Annotated in this window: 16 protein-coding genes and 1 pseudogene; 8 read left to right on the forward strand and 9 right to left on the reverse strand. The window is 36.5% G+C overall.

All coding sequences use genetic code 11. From position 1 onward, the window contains the following. Positions 1–404 (forward strand): RtcB family protein (locus tag ACY651_RS08035; protein WP_462251485.1); only part of this gene is annotated, 404 nt, incomplete at its 5' end. Positions 405–446: 42 nt separating this feature from the next. Here the strand turns inward: ACY651_RS08035 and ACY651_RS08040 are convergent. From ACY651_RS08040 to ACY651_RS08055, 4 genes are all read right to left on the reverse strand, one after another. Then, positions 447–851, reverse strand: a complete 405-nt coding sequence (locus ACY651_RS08040; RefSeq protein WP_462251487.1) for a hypothetical protein — start codon at positions 849–851, stop codon at positions 447–449. Between the two features lie 11 nt (positions 852–862). Continuing rightward, positions 863–1096 carry a hypothetical protein gene (locus ACY651_RS08045; protein WP_462251489.1) on the reverse strand — a complete coding sequence of 78 codons (234 nt, stop codon included), beginning with the start codon at positions 1094–1096 and terminating at the stop codon, positions 863–865. Positions 1097–1306: 210 nt separating this feature from the next. Continuing rightward, on the reverse strand, positions 1307–1771 hold the full coding sequence (locus ACY651_RS08050; RefSeq protein ID WP_462251491.1) for a DUF2752 domain-containing protein: 465 nt from the start codon (positions 1769–1771) through the stop codon (positions 1307–1309). After that, positions 1746–2219, reverse strand: coding sequence for a hypothetical protein (locus ACY651_RS08055; RefSeq protein ID WP_462251493.1), 474 nt, complete (start codon positions 2217–2219; stop codon positions 1746–1748). Before ACY651_RS08055 ends, ACY651_RS08050 begins: the two co-directional genes overlap by 26 nt. Positions 2220–2252: 33 nt before the next feature. Between ACY651_RS08055 and ACY651_RS08060 the strand changes: the two genes are divergently transcribed. Continuing rightward, a complete protein-coding gene (locus tag ACY651_RS08060) occupies positions 2253–3719 on the forward strand; it encodes a RapZ C-terminal domain-containing protein (protein WP_462251495.1) in 1467 nt (488 codons plus the stop codon). A gap of 205 nt (positions 3720–3924) precedes the next feature. Continuing rightward, positions 3925–4656: a nucleotidyltransferase family protein gene (locus ACY651_RS08065; RefSeq protein WP_462251497.1), complete on the forward strand. Its 732-nt coding sequence runs from the start codon at positions 3925–3927 to the stop codon at positions 4654–4656. 166 nt (positions 4657–4822) lie between these two features. On the opposite strand, the gene ACY651_RS08070 is transcribed toward ACY651_RS08065, so the two are convergent. The 5 genes from ACY651_RS08070 to ACY651_RS08090 all read right to left on the reverse strand — a co-directional run bounded on the left by ACY651_RS08070 (position 4823) and on the right by ACY651_RS08090 (position 13011). After that, positions 4823–7228 carry an outer membrane beta-barrel protein gene (locus tag ACY651_RS08070; RefSeq protein WP_462251499.1) on the reverse strand — a complete coding sequence of 802 codons (2406 nt, stop codon included), beginning with the start codon at positions 7226–7228 and terminating at the stop codon, positions 4823–4825. 149 nt (positions 7229–7377) lie between these two features. Next, a complete protein-coding gene (locus ACY651_RS08075) occupies positions 7378–8787 on the reverse strand; it encodes an efflux RND transporter periplasmic adaptor subunit (RefSeq protein WP_462251501.1) in 1410 nt (469 codons plus the stop codon). A 163-nt stretch (positions 8788–8950) separates the two neighbouring features. Then, complete coding sequence (locus ACY651_RS08080) at positions 8951–10381, reverse strand: TolC family protein (RefSeq protein ID WP_462251503.1); 1431 nt, start codon at positions 10379–10381, stop codon at positions 8951–8953. Positions 10382–10441: 60 nt separating this feature from the next. Further along, positions 10442–11608, reverse strand: a complete 1167-nt coding sequence (locus ACY651_RS08085) for a trans-sulfuration enzyme family protein (RefSeq protein WP_462251505.1) — start codon at positions 11606–11608, stop codon at positions 10442–10444. A gap of 14 nt (positions 11609–11622) precedes the next feature. Further along, positions 11623–13011, reverse strand: coding sequence for an APC family permease (locus tag ACY651_RS08090; protein WP_462251507.1), 1389 nt, complete (start codon positions 13009–13011; stop codon positions 11623–11625). A gap of 93 nt (positions 13012–13104) precedes the next feature. On the opposite strand from ACY651_RS08090, the gene ACY651_RS08095 reads away from it, so the two are divergent. The 5 genes and pseudogenes from ACY651_RS08095 to ACY651_RS08115 all read left to right on the forward strand — a co-directional run. After that, on the forward strand, positions 13105–13662 hold the full coding sequence (locus ACY651_RS08095; RefSeq protein WP_462251509.1) for an AraC family transcriptional regulator: 558 nt from the start codon (positions 13105–13107) through the stop codon (positions 13660–13662). 82 nt (positions 13663–13744) lie between these two features. Continuing rightward, positions 13745–14485, forward strand: coding sequence for a heavy-metal-associated domain-containing protein (locus tag ACY651_RS08100; protein WP_462251511.1), 741 nt, complete (start codon positions 13745–13747; stop codon positions 14483–14485). A 383-nt stretch (positions 14486–14868) separates the two neighbouring features. Next, positions 14869–15267 (forward strand): HYC_CC_PP family protein, encoded by a 399-nt coding sequence (locus ACY651_RS08105; protein ID WP_462251513.1) that lies wholly within the window; start codon positions 14869–14871, stop codon positions 15265–15267. Between the two features lie 102 nt (positions 15268–15369). Continuing rightward, entirely contained in the window at positions 15370–16113 is a 744-nt protein-coding gene (locus tag ACY651_RS08110; protein ID WP_462251515.1) for a heavy metal-binding domain-containing protein, read from the forward strand. Between the two features lie 54 nt (positions 16114–16167). Beyond that, positions 16168–17699, forward strand: a pseudogene (locus ACY651_RS08115) (efflux RND transporter permease subunit); the annotation flags it as partial.

Below are 17699 nucleotides of genomic sequence, written 5' to 3' on the forward strand. Positions count from 1 at the left end.
AGGAAGTAATTGTACATCGTAAGGGTGCAACACCTGCAGGTAAAAATGTGCTGGGGATTATTCCGGGGAGCATGACGGCGCCGGGCTTTATTGTAAAAGGTAAAGGAGAAAAAACTTCCATTAATTCTGCATCTCATGGCGCCGGGAGAAAAATGAGCCGTACAAAAGCCCTGGCCAATATTACACATGAAGCTTTGAAGAATGAATTAAAAACACATGGCGTAAAATTAATTGGTGGCGGCCTGGATGAAGCACCTTTTGCTTACAAGGATATTAACGAAGTAATGCAAAGCCAAACTGCATTGGTAGATGTGTTGGGTAAATTTTATCCGGCGATTGTGCAAATGGATGGAAGTGATCCGAGAAAATTTAGAAAAAGAAAAGAAGAAGTAATGGGGGAGTAACCCCATTACTTTATTGCGGATAAGGTTAATGGCTCAAAAATTTTATTCAGCAATAGCTTCTGTTGCAGGTTCGCTTACATTGGTAATAACATAGCGGCAACCATTGCACGCAATTCCACCTTCCTGATAAAACCAACGGCAGTTGCTTCTTATAGAGCAGGCAGGTAAATCGTTTTTTGCCGGAATACTGTCTAATGCCAGCACAGCTTTTATTACGCCGCATTCTTTTCCAGTCCATTGTTTGCAGCCACTTTGTACACATTTATTGCTGAAACGGAAACGGCGTTCCAGGTTTTCAAAATCGCCAGCATCATCTATAAATTCCTGCGTAACTTCTACAGGATCTTTAAAAAAACCAACAGTGCCTGATGGATTTACCACACCTAATAAATTTGAACCAACCTGCCCCAAAGAACTGGGACAGGTTTTGTGTTGTTTTTCTTTCATACGCTGCGGTATTAAAACTGTTTAAACCCACCAGCTTTTAATCCTTCCAGGTCTTTAAATTTTTTAATCCAAATACCCAGCCATTCGGGTCTTTTCATACCCCAAATACTGTCTTTAGGAATAGGCCTGAAGCTTTTTGCAATGTACGAAGTGGCGGCTGTGTTAATTGCGTTTTGTAAACCGGCTGCCTGTGCTTTTGTAAGTTCAACACCATCCATTTGAACTTTGAAGATTTGTTTTGCCATAATGATAAAATTTAAAAAGTTTAATTTTTTAAAATTAGCACCCTTTAATTATCGCTACAATACCCTAAAGTGGTAATTTTTTATTACCGAAAAATTTAACAGGTCACATTTTTTTTGAAGGCAGGCGATAACAGAGAAGCATACAAAGCAAGATTGCAATTATTTTTAACTACGGTAGCGAAAAAAAATCACCTGCAATAAGTTTATAAGTTACTGCCAAACAGATTGGTGCAAAATACTATCCCAGGAATTATCATGCACAAAAAATCCTAATCTTATAATATGATACACCGCAAGAAAAATTGCTAAACCGTAAGCCAGCTTTTTATTGTACAACCATTTGGTAAAATATTCTTTTTTAGTAATTAACTCTGTTGTAAGTACCACAATAGTTAATAAACAAAATCCAATTACAAAAGGCCCCAGAATATGATAACTAAAACTTTTGTAAATATCTCCCTCATAAAAATATACCAGCGATTTAGTAATGCCGCAACCGGGGCAGGGGAAACCAGTTAGCATTTTAAACGGACAAAGTGATTGATCCGTTTCTAAATGATGGTTGCCATTATTGAGTAATAAAAAATACGGAATTACCAGCGTTATTAAAGCGCCAGTAATTCCGTACCACTTACGTTTATTTCTTGTATTAATCGTATAGTTTGTTAACGTCACCTTGTACAATCATTGCAGCAACTACCGGAAAAAGAAATCCCAAAATAATTAATAAAGTAGATTGATCTTTTTGAGGTTCACCTGTTCTTGCATATACTTTTGGCAAAGCTTCTTTACCGGCCAGATAATAAAAATAAACGTTTACCGGCATACAGCATCCTGCAAAAATGGCTATCGGTTGCGAAATAATTTCTTTTTCGGCAACTGCATTTAAAACTTCTGCCATTTTAATGTTCCAGTAAATAAGGTATAGTCCGCAGGATAGAATCCCAAAAACTAAAACCATAATTGGGTCCACTTTAAATAAAGGAATGGGTGTTTGGTTGTTCAGATTGTCAGGTAATTGTTCCATAATTGTTTTATTGGTTAAGGTTTTACGAATATATAAATAATAAGTTGAAAAAAAGTAATGCTTAGGAATTTGACTGCCTTTTGGCATCTCCTTCATTTTAAACTATTTTTACCACAACAATATAAATGAATGACTACCACTACCGACAGAATAAAAGAACTCTTTACAACATTTTCAACAGCACCCATTACCGCTATTGATAAATTACCACAAGCCGGCAGCGAACGGCATTACTTTCGCATTCACACAAAAGATAAAAATTTTATTGCCACATATGGTGCCAACATAAAAGAAAACGATGCCTTTATTTATTTTTCGGAACATTTTAAAATGAAAAGTTTATCTACTGCAAAAATTTTATGCATCAACAGCGAAAAAGATATTTATGTACAGGAAGATTTTGGGGATGTGTCATTATTAAATAAATTAGAAGAGCAGGGTTATGTACAAAGTGTTTATGATTTATATAAAGAAAGTTTGCACCAGCTTGCTCTACTGCAGGTAAAAGGGCATGAGGAATTGAATTATAAAAAATGTTTGACTAATACTTCCTTTGGTAAACAGGCCATCATGGCCGACCTGTTGTATTTTAAATATTATTTTTTAGATGCTTTACGTAAGCCTTATGATAAACAAAAACTGATTGATGACTTTGAAGCGTTAAGTAATTATTTAGCACATACGGAATATAAATTTTTTATGTTCCGTGATTTTCAGAGCAGGAATATAATGGTGAGTGAAGATACGGAGGTGCACTTTATAGATTATCAGGGTGGCATGAAGGGTGCACCGCAATATGATGTGGCCTCTTTATTATGGCAGGCAAAAGCCAATTTACCCGACGATTGGAAATTGAGTTTACTGGAAGATTATATCAACTCGTTTGAAAAAATTGTAGAAGAAACTGTGGACAGGGACGTTTTCCGAAGCCAGTATAATGGGTATGTATTAATTAGGTTATTGCAGGTGTTGGGTGCTTATGGTTTTAGAGGCTTGTTTGAAAGAAAGGCACATTTTTTAACCAGCATTCCATTAGCATTGCAAAATTTAAAATGGTTTATTAATAACCAGAGTATTGGTATTGCTGTACCAGAGTTTAAAAAAGTCTTAGAACTATGCATCAGTGATGAAGTGATACAGGAATTTACACCCATACAGGCAACAGATGACACACCATTAGTAGTTACGATAAATAGTTTCTCTTACATAAAAACCGGTTACCCCAAAGATGAAACAAAAAACGGCGGCGGTTTTGTTTTTGATATGAGGGGCATTTTAAATCCCGGCAGGTTTGATGAGTACAAACATTTATCGGGCTTGGATAAACCGGTAAAAGATTTTTTAGAACAGCAAACAAAAATGCCCGACTTTTTAAACAGTGTGTACAGCATCATCGATATTTCGGTGGAGGATTATATTAAACGTGGCTTCGAACATTTAACCATCAACTTTGGTTGCACCGGCGGACAACACCGCAGCGTATATTCCGCCGAAGCCATTGCAAGGCATTTAAGAAATAAATTTAAAGTGAAGATCGAACTTAATCATAATAACAAAGAAAATTGGAAGACGGATGTGGCTAAACAGGCTGAGTAATGTAAAGTTTAAAAATTTATAAAGTCCTTAAATTATAAATGTTCAGTTTACAGTAGCACAAAAGCTTTATCAGGGAACCTTCCCGAAATCGGGCTGTTTTCGATTTCGGAGCTCCTTTTTTGTTACTTTTTTTGAGAAGCAAAAAAGTAAATATTGAATTTATAGAGAGCGGCAAAAAAATGCATAACAATACAGTTTTAAAAGCATGAATAATAAAGCGATAATTTTTTCGGCAGGATTAGGAACAAGATTTAAACCTTGGACGGACTCACATCCTAAAGCACTCGCTTTAGTAAACGGCAAATCTTTATTGCAACGCAATATAGAATACCTGCAACAATACGGTATTAAAGATGTAGTAGTAAACATTCATCATTTCCCTCAGCAAATTATTAATGCTATAAAAAAAAATAATGGCTGGGGAAGTAATGTTGTTATAAGTGACGAAAGCAATGAAGTATTAGAAACTGGTGGTGGATTAATAAAAGCAAAACATTTATTGGATAATGGCAAACCATTTTTTTCTTTAAATGTAGATATCCTCACCAATTTAGATTTAAATAAACTGATGGCTTTTCATCAGCAGCATAAACCATTGGTTACATTTGGTGTTACCGACAGGAAATCATCAAGGGTTTTATTATTTGATAATGATAACCGTTTATGCGGCTGGAAAAATTTACAAACCGGCGAAGAAAAAATTTCCATCAACAAACCTAATCTTATAGAAAAAGCATACAGCTGTGTGGTAATTTACGAACCTGAGATTTTTTCTCTGATAAAACAAAAAGGAAAATTTTCTATCATGGACAGTTACCTTGATTTAGCAGCAGAGCATGTAATATTAGGTTACGATCATAACGGAGATAATTTAGTAGATGTAGGAAAACCGGAAAGTGTGGCTGTTGCAGAGAAATTATTTGCCCCTATCCCCTAAAGGGGGAATTGCGAAGAATGAGCAGAAGATTATGTGTAAATAAAAAAATAGAGTGATTGATGATTGTTGAATAAAGATTTAAAGCAGAAGTGGAAGATTTTATGTTTGTATCTTTTAGATGTACCGCTCCTTTCCCCTTGGGAGAAGGAGATGGAGGATGAGGCTCTTAATTCTCTTTCCCTTCCACCGGTGTACCAAACTCCGCATTGTCTTTAGGTTTACTCAATCCAAAATTATAGCGCAATGTTATTCCAAATCTTCGGGTATCATTTACACGGCTGCCACTGGCATTTACATTGCCCTGGTTTAAATTAAAAGAAACCTGGTTGGTACGCAGCACATCATTTACCGAAAAAATAATGTTAGCCTTTTTCTTTAAAACACTTTTGTTAGCAGAAATATATAAGCCGCCAAATTGATCGAGTTCATAAAAATCAACAAAACCACGGGTAAGCATAAAGCCCTGTACATCAAATGTAAGTGTAGGTGTTGCTTTTAATTCGTGGTACATAAAAAAACGCCAGCTGCCTCTGCTGTATTGTAATAATTTATTTTGATACAATCCTTCATATGTATTGTAATTGTGTTGCGCCCCCATGTAAAAAAAATATTTTCCACCAGGTGGAATGCCGCCTACAATTCTAAAATACAACTCTTTGTTTTTACCCAAATTATCATAAGTGCGAAAAGCAATTTTTGTAACATCATCCTGGTAAGTAACCCTGCTGAAAATATCTTTGGTTTCATTTACGCCAAATGCAAAAACCGGAAAATCATCAAACATTACATTCAACTCGTAGTTGGTGGTAAACTGCGGCTGCAGCCGGGGGTTACCCAGTTCAAATAAATACTGGTCAACATATTTTGGGTAAGGATTCAGTATTTCGTAATAAGGCCTTTTAATACTGCGGCGGTAAATAGCATTGCCCACCAGCTGCATACCAAAAAGTTTAAACAGATTATGCCGCAAAAAAACATAAGGGAAAAGATCAGTTCGCTTTATAGAAAGTGTAGTGTCTTTAGGAATTATTTGCCTGCCATTAATATTGGTAGTTTCTAAACGCAGGCCCGGCTTTAATGTAAAACCAAAAAATGTTTTAGCTAATTGTAAATAAGCAGCGCTTATGGTTTCTTTATATTTAAAAGTATTGGTTTGGTAAGGGTCCACTTTTCTGCCGCTGTTGGAAGTATCATAAAAATAAGCAGCGCTGTTGTTACTGTTGCTGATGGTGGCTTTAATACCGGTTTCTAAGGTGAATTTTTTAGGCAGCTTGAGGGTAAGATCCGTTTCAGCAACAAAAATATTTTTATTGTTTTTATTTTCTCCATCACCCAAAACAGTGGGCCTTGCTGGCAAATAAAAATAATTAGTATAGAGTTGTGAGTTGTTGTTACGATATAAATTATAATTCAGTTCAGCTGTCCATTCGCTGCCCACAGAGTCAATTTTGTATGTAGAAGAAATTTCATTACTGATATAAAGAGAATTGTTTTTGTTATTTATGTTCGATTGATTTTTGCCCAGCACTGTTTGCGTACCATCTTTAAAAATATCAATACTGTTTAGGGCATTGCTTTTACTGTTGTTGTTGCTTACTCTTATATCATAACCAACATTAAATTTTTTTGTAAATGCAACGTCTATTCCTGTGCCAATATAAAATCCGTTGGAGGGATAAGTAGTGTATGCTTTTTGTACTACTAAAGAAGAATCACTTTTTATCAACCTGTCCGAATTTAATTCTTCAAAAGTTTTTCGGTTGGTAAACTGGTAATTAAAATAGCTGTTTATTTTTTGGGTGCTTTTATTAATATTTATGCCTGCAGTTTGTGTGCTGTACACGCCCTGAAAATAACCCACGTTAACACTGCCGCTGCTGCCGAGTTTCACCCCTTTTTTTAAAACGATATTTACAATGCCGCCGCTGCTGGCTGCATCGTATTTTGCTGATGGGTTACGCAGTATTTCTATTTTACTTACACTGCCTGCCGGTAAACTTTTTAATAATGAGGCAAGATCGGCACTGCTCAATTTCATTTCTCTGCCATTAATATAAACTGTTGCCGGACTCATGCTGCTTAAATAAACATTACCATCCTGGTCAACAATGGCACCTGGTGTTTTTTCTAAAACTTCATATGCATTGGTGCTGCTGTTGGCTAATACGGTAGCATCTACAATTGTTTTATCATCTTCATGTTTTATTAACGGCCTTTTACTAACTACAGTTACCGTTTTAAGATTGGTGGTGTTGCGTTTTAATAAAAGATAAGCAGTAACAGGCTTGTCGGAAATGTTTATAGTTTTAGTTACTTTCTCAAAACCAATACAAGATGCAGCAATAAAATATTTACTTAAATGATTTACAGCAAAACTATTACCAATTTTATTAAAAACCTGTGAAGAAATTAAAACTGTATCCGGTAAAAGAAATATTTGCAGGGTAGCATTATTTACTGAGTCACTTTTTGCAGCCTGCAAAAAAACTTTAAGTGTAGTAGTTTTATTTTGTGCATGGGCATGCAGCATACCCGTCAGCAAAAGTACGGCAGCAAAAAAAGTTGTTTTCAATATTTGGCTTACTTTAAAATTTTCTAAAACTATTTTATTATAACTGCGAAATAAAATAATGCTGTAATTAGAAAATTGCAGCCGATTGAATTTTTAATGATTCTTTAAAAATTCAAACTCTATATCCCCCTTCAGGGGGCAAGGGGGCCTTACTTCTTCTCAAACAACGCCTTCTTATCCACCACTTTTACTTTATCCCCTTCCTTTAAAGATTTACTCACCACATCATACGGGCCGGTAATAACTTCATCACCTTCTTTAAGGCCTTCGGTAATTTCAATATTGTTAATGTCCTGAATATCCGTTTTTACTTTTAATCTTTTTATTTTTCCTTCTTTATCTAAAATAAATACCACCACTTCTAAATCGTCATAAGCGCTGGCAGCAACAGTAACTGCAGGTGTTGTTGCAGCAGCATCAGTCGTTTTCTTTTTATCAGTTTTACTGCTGTCATTTTTATCACGGGTGGTTACTGCATTAATAGGCACACTCAATACGTTGCTGTGTGTTTTAGTTTGTATATCCGCACTGGCACTCATACCGGGGCGAAAAGGAAAACTGCCTTTACCAATTAAATCCATATAACTTTCAGGTAACAGCCTTACATACACTTTGTATTGGGTAACATCGGTTGATGTTGTGCCCAAAGCACTTTGCGATGCAGCGCCATTATTACTGCTGGCAATTTGTGTAACCAGCCCTTTAAATTTTCTATCGCCGTACGCATCAACTTTTATAACAGCACTGTCGCCCAGCTTTACTTTCGGAATATCATTTTCTCCCACATCAACCCTCAGCTCAATTTTTTGCATATCAGCAATACGCATCATTTCGGTACCCACATTAAAACTGTTACCGGCAACTTTTTCTCCCTTCTTTACATTTAATAAAGAAATTACACCATCAGTAGGCGCAACAATTACAGTTCTTCCTAAATCTTTATTGGCTTTTTGCAAATTAGCCTGTGCACTTTGTGCGCTGGCTCTGGCACTTTGCACACCAGCCTGACTGCCACGAATACCCTGTACCGCAGCATTGTAATTGGCTTTAGCGCTTTTATAATTTGCTTCGGCAATATTAAATTCGCTGCGGCTTATTACTTTATCATCAAACAATTGTTTTTGCATCGTATAAGTTCTTTCCGCCTGCTCCTGTTGTGCTTTTAATGCGTCTAACGCTGCCTGCGAATTACTAACCTGCGCCTGGCTGATATTTACCTGCGCCTGGCTTTGTGCCACACCACTTGCCGCCTGGTTGCGTTGTATATCATAAATGTCAGCAAAAATTCTTGCCAGCACCTGTCCTTTTTTTACAGTATCACCTTCCTGTACATTCAACTCTGTAATTTCTCCGCTAATATCCGGACTCACTTTTACTTCTACCTCCGGATAAATTTTTCCGCTGGCATTTACAATTTCGGTAATGGTTCTTTTTTGTACTTTTTCCGAAGTAACTTTTGTACCCTCGTTTTTACCAAACACACCCATTTTACTAAGCACTACCAAAAGCACCAATAAAATTCCCAGCGAAATTAAAATCCATTTAAGCGATTTACTCATTGTTTATTTTTTTTTGTGAGCCCGGCCAAAGTTCTTTATTCATCTTCATTGGCGTCGCACTCTTGTACAGTATATCTTTATTCAACTTTTATTTTTTATTACACTTATAATCTCCGCTCAAATCTCTTCCTTTTCCCTCCCCTCCGGAGAGGATAGGAGGGCCCTACAACTTCAATCCCTGCCCCCTGTAAAATTCCAGCACTTTCATTTTAAAAACATAATCAAACTGGTTTAAAGTATATTCCAGTTTGGAGCGTAATAAATTATTTTGCGATGTTATTAAATCAAAAGTACCCAGCATACCAATAGTAAATCTTTTGTTTGCAAAATCATATGTTTTTTCATTAGCCGATACAGATTTTGCACTGGCATTAAATTTTTCCATTGCAATAATTGCTGCATTATAAGCAGCATAAATATTTTGTTTTAATGTTTGATCATCCTGATTTTTTTGTAATTGCAAACTAATAATATTTAACCTGCTTCTATCATAATTTGTGCGAAGGTTGCCTCCATTAAAAATGGGTACGGTAACACTTAAACCAACCGATTGACGAAAGTTGTCATTCAACTGGGTAGTGAAGTTTGTATTTTTATAAGTAGGCGTAAATTGGAAAGGGAAAACATTGTAAGAAGTACCACCAACATTTACAGTAGCGCCGGGGGTAGTTGAAATGCCCGGCGTAACACCTGTTACTGTTTTTGATTGATTATTAAAATTACTGCCCAGCGATCCATAAATACCAAAAGTTGGATACATAGCACCACGGGCAGACGCAGCAAATTTTTCAGCAGCTTTTATTTTATACGTATCATATTGCTGCAATGGCTGATTGGTCAATGCCAGGTTATATACATCAGCAGGCTGCAATGTTGCAATAGGTTCTAGTGGTATAGATTCTACAGGAGGTGTGTCTACTTCAAATTCTGCGGCAGCGTCTATATTCATGTAAGATTTTAGTGTAAGTACTGCCTGTGTTACATTTCCTTTAGCAGTGATATAATTTACACTGTCCGAAGCTAACTGTGCTTCCAGTTGAGAAAGATTTAGCTCGGGTAACGATCCTGCGGCAACTAATTTTTGTGTGTTAGTAAGTTGGGCAATGGTTTGCTTTAACTGAACATCAGCAATATTTTGCTGCTGCAATGCCAGTAATATTTGCAGGTAGGCGTTTGCTGCAGTAAGTGCAATATCATTCTTTGTTTTTTCTACATTAGCTTTTGCAGCTTGCAGCTCCCATTGGTTAGAAGCAATGGCATTCCGCTTGCTGTAAAAATTAAAAATATCTGCATTGCTTTGTAATTGCATGCCTGCAGAAAGATAAGTTTGTGTAATGCGGCTAAAACTTGTAGGATCCTGGTTGCTGCCACTATTAATGCCGGTGTTGCCGCTAAAAGTTAAATTGGGATATTGCGATAACTTGCTTTGCTTGTAAAGAAGATCTGATACTTTAGCCTGAACATCAGTAAGCTTCACGCCAATATTATTTGTCATGGCATAATCTACAATAGTGCGTAAATTCCATTTTTGCTGGGCATTGGCCTGCAAACTGATCACAATTATAGTTATAAGGGAGTAAAGTTTATAGTGCATGCAACAAAAATAAATAATCTGTACCGAACCAACTAAAAACTATATGACAGGCGGTAAAGATTAGGCGCTCATTTTTTCAAATGCCTGTTCCAGGTCTTTAATAAGGTAGTCCGCATCTTCTAAACCCACATATAATCGCATCATCCGGTGTTCCTTATTGCCAGCATCAAAATCGGCGGGTTGTATGCCCGAGCATTTAGGGATAATTAAGCTTTCGTGGCCGCCCCAGCTTACTGCCATAAAAAAATGCTGCAGGTCTTCACAAAACTTTTCTATGGCATCAATATTTTCGGCTTTAATAATAAACGTAAATAAACCACAGGCACCACTCATTTGCTGTTTAGCCAATTCGTACTGCGGAAAACTTTCATCAAAAGGAAAAATTACACTTTCTACTTTGGGGTGCTGTTTTAAAAAGGCCACTACTTTTTTTGTTGAAGCAGTAATACGGTCTAATCTTGCCGGCAAAGTTCTTAATCCCCTTAATAACAACCATGCATTAAAAGGTTGAATGCCGCTGCCAATATTCATATACTCGCTGTTGAATATTTTTTCAATCATTTCTTTTTTGCCACTCAGTACGCCACCTAACGTATCACTGTGGCCGCCGATATATTTGGTAGCGGTTTGCATGGCCAGGTCTATTCCGTACTTAATTGGTTTTTGATAAAGTGGCGTACAATAACTGTTGTCAATAATAGTAATAATATTTTCTGCTTTTGCTAATTCGGCAACGGCTTTTAAATCCTGCAGTTTATAATCCCAGCTGTTGGGGCTTTCTAAATAAATCAACGTAGTGTTGGGTAAAATGGCCCGTTCAAAATTTTCTATGGCTGTGCCATCAATATAAGTGGTGGTAATAATAAAGCGGGGCAAAATTTCATTAAACAATTTTTGCGTCCACGTGTAGGGTTTGGCCACACTTACAATATGATCGCCGCTTTTTACATTGGCCAGCACGGCAGCAAAAGTAGCAGCAGCGCCGTTATTAAAAACAAGGCAATCTTCTGCACCATCCAATGCCGCTAATTTTTTTCTTAAAATATCTACTGTTGGGTTTCTGCCACGGCTGTATAAATAAGTGCTGTATTCATCGGCAAATGCACTCCGCATTTCAGCAACTGTTTTAAAAACAAAATTGCTGGTTTGCATTATCGGCGGCGATACAGCATTGAAATAATTTTCCCTGTCTTCGGCCAGCTCGTTAATAATGTAGGAGATATCCATTGGTAAATTAATTTTTATTTTTTCTTCAATTGCGCCAGAAAAAAATACAAACCTGTAAATGCTGCCATTACTGCTATACCGGTTAAAGCCGCATGCTTATTATCTTTATAATCCAGTGCAATACTAATAGCAACAAAAACATAGGCAGCAATAAAAACCAGCGGCATTAAAGGAAACCATTTCATTTTATAAATACCTGTATCATCTAAATGCTTTGTTTTTTTTCTTAAAATAAAAATAGTGGCTGCAGAAAGTATCATACCAAAGCAATCTAAAAAAATAGTAAAACTTAGTATCCTGTCAAATTCTTTTGCCCAAAAAATAATAATAATACAAATGGCTGCAAATACAGATAAGGAAACAGTAAGCACATCGGTTTTTGGGTTACGTTTTTTAAATACAGGAGGTAGAATATTATCTTCACTCATTGCATACATTACCCTTGGGTTACTCATCAGCAACACATTAACATAGGCCAGTACACTTAAAAATAAAAAGCCCGATAAAACTCTTTCGGCATTTATACCAAATATTTTTGAGGCCATAAATGCAGCAATATTTTTAGTATCCTTATCATGCAGGGTATCAAACCCAATTACTTTTATATAAGCGTAATTAATGGTTAAGTATAAGGTTACAATAATTGCTATGCCTAAAAAAATACCTCGGGGTACATTTTTTGCAGCCTTATCTACTTCGGCACCAAAATTTATTGTTTGCTGATACCCGCCATAGGTAAAACTTACAGCTACAAGGCCAATACCAAAAGCTTTTATATATTCTTTAAAAGTGGGGGAAACGGTTGATTGGTTGGCCAGTTGATTTACTGCACTGTTATCCGCAAAAAATAATGGAGCTATCAGCAACAGTATTAAAATTATTTTTATCACGGTTAAAACATTTTGTGTTTTGGCACTCATTTTTAAACCGGCCAGGTTTACGCCGTAAAAAATTATAATAGCTGTAATGGCAATAATGATATGTATAGTTTGAATAAAATTTGCATTGGCTGCAACTTTCATCCATTCCATATCTTTCGATAAAGGAATAAAAATAGCAGTAATATATTCGCCTCCAACTAATGCAACCGCTGCCAGCGATGCTGCATTGCTAACCAATATTACACAGTTAATGGCAAATGCAACCGAGGGATGATAAGCATAAGAAAAAACTTTATAGTAGCCACCTGTTACCGGAAGACGGCTTCCAATTTCGGCATAGGTTAATGCACCACACAATGCAATTAATCCACCGGCGATCCATGCTGCAAAAAATAAAAAAGTATCCGGAGCAGCCTGCGCTACATTTAATGGCGTACGAAAAATGCCCATACCAATTACCAGGCTCACCACAATCATGGTAAAATCAAAGAGATTAAGTTTGTTTGTTTTTGCAGTCATCATTTGAAGATACGGTAAATTTGCTTTGTCAATAACAGTGGTACAGCTTAATTACCGGCGTATTTTTTTCAATAATTAATAATATTTTATAATGAAATGAAACTTGCAATAAAAAATATGGTATGCCCACGATGTGTGATGGCGGTAAAGCAGGAGTTGGAAAAATTGGAAATACCTGCCGTTACTGTAAACATTGGCGAGGCAGAGCTGGTAAAGCCTGCAACTGCTGTACAACTGCAGCAATTGAATATACGCCTGCAGCAAATTGGTTTTGAATTACTGGACAATCAAAAACAACAGCAGGTGGAAAAAATTAAAAACCTGCTGATTAAAAAAGTACAGTCTGGCGAAATAGAAGAACACTTTAGCATCAGTGATTTTTTAAGTAAAGCCCTGCATAAAGAGTATACTTATCTTTCCCGATTGTTTTCCGCAGTTGAAAGTGTAACGGTTGAACAATTTTTTATTCTTCAAAAAACAGAAAAAGTAAAAGAGTGGCTGGTGTATGATGAATTGAACCTGAGTGAAATTTCGTACCGGCTTGGTTACAGCAGCGTGGCACACCTTTCTGCACAATTTAAAAAAGTAACCGGCTTTAACCCAAGTGCGTTTAAAAAAAATGGCATGCACAGAAAATCAATTGATGATGTGTAACATTTAAATACAACTCTTTTCCCTAATTATATAACTTAGTACAAGTGTGTGATAATAATTTTGTGGTGTAAATAAAAATAGTATGACACACACGTATAATATTGCAGGGATGACCTGCAGCAATTGCCAGGCAAAAGTGCAGCAGCTTTTAACGCAGGTTGCAGGCGTTACAAAAGTAGAAGTGAATCTTATAAATGCAGATGCAACAGTGCAAATGGAAAAGCATATTGCCACCGGCACTTTACAAAATGCATTAAAAGATTTTCCAAAATACCAGTTAAGCGAAAAAGAAACCACACAGCCTGCAGTTGATGAATTTAATATAGAGTCAGAAAAAAAACCGTGGATAGCTACATATAAACCGGTACTCCTCATCTTTGGGTACATTATAGCTATAAGTTTATTAATTGAAAACCTGAACGGCGCATTTGTATTAATGCGGTGGATGAATAATTTTATGGCTGGTTTCTTTTTAGTATTTTCTTTTTTTAAATTATTAAACCTTAAAGGTTTTGCAGAAAGCTACAGCATGTATGATGTGATAGCAAAACACTGGAATGGTTGGGGATATGTATATGCATTTGCCGAGCTGGCTTTAGGTGTTGCATTTATAACCGGCTTTTATCCGCTGCTTACAAATGCTTTTACGCTTTTTTTAATGGTATTAAGTATCATTGGTGTTTTACAATCAGTTTTAAATAAACGCAAAATAAAATGCGCCTGCCTTGGCGAGGTGTTTAATTTGCCCATGAGTACCATTACTATAATTGAAGATGCATTGATGATTGTAATGAGTGGCATTATGGTTTTAAAAATGTTATAATGACAGGCATTTTTTCTGAAAAATCCTTTACAATGTATTAATCAAAACATAGGGTTGCCTTACACAAGTTTGAAAATCCTTATTTACTTCTACAAAAACGGCAATCATAATTATGTAAATTTTTTTTATAATAATGTAACAGCATTGCCCGGCCGTTGAGTAGATTTATATCCGGAGTTACGTGGTGTATTTCTGTGAGTGGTTAGTAATGCAGCAAAGAGCCTAACGTTTGTTACAAAAGCTTTAAACAAACGAATATCATGCGACCTCCTGAGTCATATCATTATTTTTATTGAGGGTAGTTTGTTTCTTTAGATATTGATGTTAAGTTGTAGCACATTTAATGTAACAGGTATAATGGAATTTTATATGCATCTGGCAAAATGAAAAAAGTCTTTATAGCCATATTAGCTATTATATATATCACCACCTCTACTGGTGCTGTGCTTCATATGCATTATTGCATGGGCGAACTGGCGGATTGGGGACTGGGTCATAATGAATCAGCAATATGTGGCAAGTGTGGTATGAAGGAAGTAAAAGGTAGTAATAAAGGTTGCTGCAGCCATGAGCAAAAGTTAATAAAAAATGTAGCTGACCAAAAGACAACCCAACCTGCTTTTCAAATGGCTCCCATAATTGCTGTTGCGGTTCCTGTTTCTTTTATTGAAATCCCTTCTAATAATTACCCTTATCCGGGTAAAGAAATTCCTGTAAAGTATGGGCTTATTCGAACTGATGGAGTAGCGGTTTATATCCGCCACTGTGTTTTCATTATTTAAATTTTACCTGCTTACTACTGAATGGACAAATTTATTTGTCAGGCTTCCGCATTAATTATTTCGCATCTACCTAATTATTCTGTTCACATAAAAATTAAAAAAATGAAATATTTGAAAATGCTGATGATGGCGGCTTTAACCATCTTTACAATTTCCGTTTTTGCACAGCAAACTGCTGGCTCCAAAAAGAAAACTTCAAAACAGCAATCAGCAAAAGCATCTTATTGCTGCCCCATGCACCTGGATGAAGTAAGTGGTAAACCGGGAAAATGCTCACAGTGCGGAATGGATTTAACTAAATCAATAAAAGAGCAGATGAAAATGGGCGTAATGAAAATGTATGTATGCCCAATGCATCCCGATATGGTAATGGACAAATCTGGCAAATGCTCAAAATGTGGGACGGATTTGAAAAAAACGGAAATGACTTATAGTTGTCCGATGCATCCTGGCGTAACCAGTACTAAACCCGGTAAGTGTCCTAAATGCGGCACTGCATTAAACCTGTCTCCTAAAGAACAAATGAAAATGGGTTTAATGAAAATGTATGCCTGCCCGATGCATCCCGATGTAGTGATGGACAAGGCAGGTAAATGTTCTAAATGTGGTATGAATTTAAAAGAAATGGATATGGCTTACAGTTGCCCGATGCACCCCGATGTAGTGATGGATAAAGCAGGTAAGTGCCCAAAATGCGGCACTCCATTAAACCTCACATCTAAGGAAAAAATGAAAATGGAAGTAATGAAAATATATACTTGTCCGATGCATGCTGATGTAAACAGCGACAAACCCGGTAAATGCTCAAAGTGTGGTATGGATTTAACCATTGTAAAGGATAAATAACAGCATACAAAATTTTTTAACCAAAATGATTTCTTCCAGCATAAGTTAAAAAGTATGATCAGCAATTTTATTAAATGGGCTTTAAAAAATCGTGTAGTCGTACTGTTGATAGCTGCGGCAGTAACGGGTTATGGTTTTTATTCAATTAATAATACAAAAGTTGATGCCATACCCGACCTGTCTGAAAACCAGGTTATCATTTTTACTGAATGGATGGGAAGAAGCCCACAGATTATGGAAGACCAGGTAACCTATCCGTTAGTAAGTAACCTGCAGGGCATTCCAAAAATAAAAAACATCCGTGCCAATTCAATGTTCGGGATGAGTTTTGTGTTTGTAATTTTTGAAGATGATGTGGACATTTATTGGGCCCGTACAAGAGTGCTGGAACGGCTTAATTATGCACAGCGTTTATTGCCGCAAAATGTGGTACCCACATTAGGGCCGGATGGTACCGGGTTGGGACATATTTTCTGGTACACTTTAGATGCACCCTCACATGATTTGGGAGAATTAAGAGCCCTGCAGGATTGGTACATAAAATTTGCTTTGCAAACAGTACCTGGTGTAAGTGAAGTGGCATCTTATGGTGGTTTTCAAAAACAATATCAAATAGTAATTGATCCACATAAGCTGAGCTATTACAACATTCCATTAATGGATGTAATTGCAAAAGTAAGGGCGAACAATAACGATGTCGGCGGAAGAAAAATTGAGATGGCAGATATGGGATATATCATCAGGGGCGTAGGCTACATTACCCAAATAAAAGACATTGAAGAAATAGCATTATTAACTCAAGGCTCTATCCCCATCCGTATTAAAGATATTGCCACCGTGCAAATGGGTGGCGAATTGCGCCTGGGAATTATAGAAGAAAATGGTGAGGGAGAAAAAGTGGGTGGCATAGTTATTATGCGCTATGGAGAAAATGCAAAAGAGGTAATTGATAAAGTAAAAGAAAAATTAAAAGATGTTGAAAAGGGTTTACCCGCTGGCGTTAAGTTTCATACTGCCTACGACCGGTCAGATTTAATTGAAGCTACAATTGCAACTTTAAAAGAAGCGGTGATTGAAGAAATTATTGTTGTTGCCATTGTGCTGCTCATCTTCCTGCTGCATGTACGCAGTGCTTTAATAGTTGTGATAACAATTATAATGAGTGTGTTGATTTCCTTTATTATGATGGATTGGTTTAATGTAAGCTCTAACATCATGTCGCTTGCAGGTGTTGCACTTGCAGTAGGCGACCTGGTGGATGCCGGAATTGTGATGGTGGAAAATGCCTTAAAATCTATTACAGAAGAAACGGAATAAAAATTTATTATGTTATCAAACGAAGAAAGATTAAAAAGAATTGAAAGCTCCTCCGTATTGGTGGGAAGAGCAGTTTTCAGTTCTATATTAATTACGCTGGTATCGTTTGCACCCATACTTTTTTTGGAAGGCCAGGAAAAAAAATTATTTACTCCACTGGTACTTACCAAAAGCTTTGCCATGATTGGCTCTGCATTAGTAGCAGTTTTTTTAGTACCGGTATTGATGGCTTTGATGTTAAAAGGCAAAATGCGGCCAGAAAAAAAACA

The organism is Ferruginibacter sp. (assembly GCF_031391665.1).
Classification (GTDB): domain Bacteria; phylum Bacteroidota; class Bacteroidia; order Chitinophagales; family Chitinophagaceae; genus Ferruginibacter.